We start from the raw sequence: 4,008 nt of genomic DNA, 5'->3' as shown, positions 1-4,008 counted from the left end.
AGGTTCTTGCAACCTATATGAACGCGGTCATTCAAGATGACGCGACCGCTGACTTCGGCCTCTTCAAGGCGATCGGCATGTTTTACTCAATCCCAGTCATCATTATCTATCTGGTGTTCCAGAAGCAGTTGATGAACATCTACGGCGGAGGCACCAAAGGCTGATGAAACTCAGGCTCGACAAATTCACAAAACGCTTCGGCTCACTGACCGTCATCGAGGATATGGACCTGACGGTGGAGAGCGGCGAGATGATGGCCCTTCTCGGTCCTTCAGGGTGCGGCAAGTCCACTACTCTTTTTGCTGTTTGCGGCATTCATAAGATGAGCGGCGGCACGCTTTACTTCGGTGACGACGACGTGACGACCTTGCCCGCACAGGAACGCTCGGTGGGGGTCGTGTTTCAAAACTATGCGCTCTACCCGCATATGACGGTTGAGCAGAACATCGGTTTTCCGCTGAAGGTGCAGCGCATGTCAAAGTCCAATATCCGTGCCGAGGTCGAGCGGCTTGCGGACTTGGTTCAGATAGGCGAACTGCTGGATCGGCGGCCTGCGCAATTGTCCGGGGGACAGCAGCAACGTGTTGCCTTGGCCCGCGCGATGATCCGCAAGCCGGATGTGCTGCTGCTTGACGAACCACTTGCCAATCTGGATGCGAAGTTGCGGTTGGAAATGCGATCAGAGATCCGTCGGATTCAGCGTGAGACCGGGATAACGGCTATTCTTGTGACGCATGATCAGGTCGAAGCGATGTCGATGTGTGACCGTATCGCGCTGATGCGAAACGGGAAGATCGTTCAACTCGACACGCCCGAACAGATGTATAGCAATCCGCGCTCGCAGTTTGTTGCGGGTTTTCTTGGGAATCCACCAATCTCGTTCCTCCCTGCGGTGGCGGGCGACGTTCTTTCGTTTGGACATAACCAGACGCTTGCGCGCCCTTCAGCGTTGGAGGCATCGGGCGAGGTTGTCGTGGGCATTCGCCCCGAGCATTTTGGACCACAACACGGCACGGGATTGCAGGGTGAGGTGACTTTTGTTGAACCACAGGGCCGCGAAGAATTGATTGACGTTCGGCTGGATGGTGGCGGTGAGATCCGTTCGATCTTGCCTGCAGGCGAGCCAGTCCGGGCAGGGCAACGCATCAACTGGGGCGTTGCAACTGAAAATATTCTTGCCTTTGCATCAAATGGAGACCGGCTGTGACGTCCCCCGGCATCCCGCCGCGTCCCTATGCAATTGCGCACCGCGGGGCGTCGGCCTATGCGCCTGCCAACACGCTGGCGGCTTTCCGCAAAGCGGCGGAGTTGGGTGCCGATATGTGGGAGGTTGATATTCGGTTTTCGACGGACGGAATTCCGATTGTTCATCACGACGCGACCTTGGCAAGCGGAGAGGCTTTGAACACGTTGTCGCGTGCGGCTTTGCGGGAGATCATGCCGGATTGTCCCGATCTGAGCGAAGTTGTCGCTCTGGCGGCCGAGCTTGGAGCGGGCATCTATGCGGATATCAAGGATGCCGATGCGGCATTGGCCACCATGCATTTGATGCAAGACGCAGAGATTGCACCTGTGATCATTGGCGCTTTCAGCCCGGAGATTGTCCAGACTTTAAAGGAAGCTGGAAGCACCTATCCGGTTGCCGGGCTCGTGCCATTGGGGGCCGATCCGCATTCACACGCGAAAGATGCCGATATCATTCATTTGTGCTGGGAGCGTATGCCAACACCGCAAGACACCCTGACGCGGGAGTTGTTTGGTCGCGCGTTTCGCGACGGCAAGGAAGTCGTGTTGTGGCACGAAGAGGATCCCGAGCGGATGGCCGCGATTCGTACCAAACCGGTAACTGGCATCTGCTCTGACATGCCGGAACTGGTGAACCCGTTTCGCCCCCCTTCCGATTATCCATTCGATATTGTCTGTCATCGCGGCGCTAATTCGATTGCGCCTGAAAACACGCTGCCGGCGCTGGAGTGCGCCTTGGCGGCAGGATTCGGGTACATCGAAGTTGATTTGCACATCACATCGGACGGGGAAATCGTGGTTATCCACGATAACACTCTTGATCGCACGACCGATGGTTCTGGCCCGGTGACACAGCATTCACTGGCGGAACTCCGGGCTCTGGACGCTGGCGGATGGGTCGATCCGTTCTTTGCGGGGATCAAAGTGCCGACGCTTGGCGAGGTTCTTGATCTATTGAAGCGGTACGACGGGCGCGCCTATCTGGAGTTCAAATCTGCTCCTCCTAAACCTGTTCTGGATCAGGTCGAGCGCGCCGGGTTGCTGGATCGGGTGTTTTTCTGGTCATTCAACCGGGATTTCCTTGTCGAACTTCGCACCCTCAGTCCCGCTGCTAGAATAATGGCGCGTCGTCAGGATTACGCGTCGCTGGAGGACACGATTGCAGATTTTGATGCAAATATCGTCGAGTTTATTCCAACAGAGGAAGCATTGGACATTGCGCCTCTTCGAGGAAGTCATGTGAAATCAATGTTGGCCTATATGGGCAGCGATACCGAAGTCTTTGCAAAGATGATCAAGGCGCGCCCGGATTTCTTCAACCTCAATCAGCCGTTCGCTTTTTCGCGTTTCGTCGACCGCGGGCGACATGATGGCTAAGATAGTGCGCCGCAAAGCCACTTCATTCGACGTGGCCCGCCTTGCGGGCGTTTCGCGATCAGCGGTCTCTCGTGCGTTTACGCCCGGCGCCAATATTGCGCCCGATACGAAAGACAAGGTGACCAAAGCGGCTTCTGAACTTGGCTATCGCGTAAATTCCCTCGCGCGCGGTTTGCAGCAGGCGCACTCGGGCATTGTGGGACTTGTTGCCTCGCGGCTGGACACTCCGCTGCGGTCGCAACAAGTCAGACAATTGAGCGAGGCCCTGACCCGCGAAGGCTTTAAGCCGATGCTGATCACAGCAGAACGCCCGGATGAGGTCAGCAGCCTGATCGAGTCGCTTCTTGGCTATAGTATTGCCGGGATGATTTTCACGTCAGATACGCCTCCTCGTGCACTGATTGAAGACTGTGGCCGGCTCGGTCTTCCTGTGGTGCTGGTCAACCGCGCTGGTGCGTCAAACTGGGGTGATCGCGTGGTCGCTGATAACGCCCAGGCCGGACAGCTTGCGACGCGGGTTCTTATTCAGGCTGGTGCGACGTGTCTTGGATGCCTTGTTCCGCGAAGGGAAACCTACTCGGTGTCCGGTCGCGCCAAAGCGTTCCTGAGCTCTGCTGCCAAACATGGGCTTCCGACGGAGGTTCTTTATGCTGCGGATCAGGGCTATGAAGATGCGCGTGTCGGATTAAATGGAACGGACCGAAGTGTCTTCGATCGAATTGACGGGTTGTTTTGTTCGACCGATCTGATGGCAATTGGTGCGCTTGATGCGCTTCGTATTGACCTTGGGATATCGGTTCCCGACCAGATACAGGTTTTAGGTTTTGATGATATCGAGCAGGCGAAATGGGGATCCTTTAACCTTTCTACCATTCGTCAGGATATCGAGGCGCAAACAGATACAGTCGTCCGGCTTCTGATTGAACGGATTGCCGATAGCTCTCTGGCCAACAGGGTAGAGCGGCAACCTTTGGCGGCAGTTTTGCGTGGGACGACACGCCATGATGGATGAACGACTTCAGGCCGCGCTTGATATGGCGCGCGAGGCTGGAGAGCTTGCACAAAGGATGCGCGAGAGTCCTGGAGTTCTGGAAACGAGTAACAAGGGTCCCATGGATCTCGTGACAGCTGCAGATCATGCGGTTGAGGCGTTGTTGCGTGAGCGTATTCTGACGTTCGATCCGGGCGTTGCTATATTGGGCGAAGAAGGTGGCCTGGAAGGAACCGGCAAGGCCGTGTGGATCCTTGACCCTATTGATGGCACGATAAACTTCTCGCGGGGGCTGCCAGACTGGGCGGTTTCGATTGCCTGTTTCGACGGTCAGGAAATCACGCACGGCGTCATTCATGCGCCAGACCTAGGCATTACTGCGTGGGCGAAGCGGG

Annotated in this window: 4 protein-coding genes; all 4 read left to right on the top strand. The window is 56.4% G+C overall.

Going from position 1 to position 4,008, the window contains the following annotated elements:
• Positions 1-163: 163 nt before the first annotated feature.
• A complete protein-coding gene (locus Q1B15_RS20255) occupies positions 164-1,207 on the top strand; it encodes an ABC transporter ATP-binding protein (protein WP_299757335.1) in 1,044 nt (347 codons plus the stop codon).
• The gene (locus Q1B15_RS20250; protein WP_299757332.1) at positions 1,204-2,622 is read left to right on the top strand and encodes a glycerophosphodiester phosphodiesterase family protein; all 1,419 of its coding nucleotides are present in this window, start codon (positions 1,204-1,206) and stop codon (positions 2,620-2,622) included. The genes Q1B15_RS20255 and Q1B15_RS20250 overlap by 4 nt, the downstream gene beginning before the upstream one ends.
• Entirely contained in the window at positions 2,615-3,634 is a 1,020-nt protein-coding gene (locus tag Q1B15_RS20245) for a LacI family DNA-binding transcriptional regulator (protein WP_299757329.1), read from the top strand. The genes Q1B15_RS20250 and Q1B15_RS20245 overlap by 8 nt, the downstream gene beginning before the upstream one ends.
• Positions 3,624-4,008: inositol monophosphatase family protein (locus Q1B15_RS20240; protein WP_299757328.1), on the top strand; the 385-nt coding region annotated here is incomplete at its 3' end. The genes Q1B15_RS20245 and Q1B15_RS20240, both read left to right, overlap by 11 nt.

This window comes from uncultured Boseongicola sp. (assembly GCF_937988555.1).
Classification (GTDB): Bacteria; Pseudomonadota; Alphaproteobacteria; order Rhodobacterales; family Rhodobacteraceae; genus Boseongicola.
This window is presented reverse-complemented; position numbering and strand designations above follow the sequence as displayed.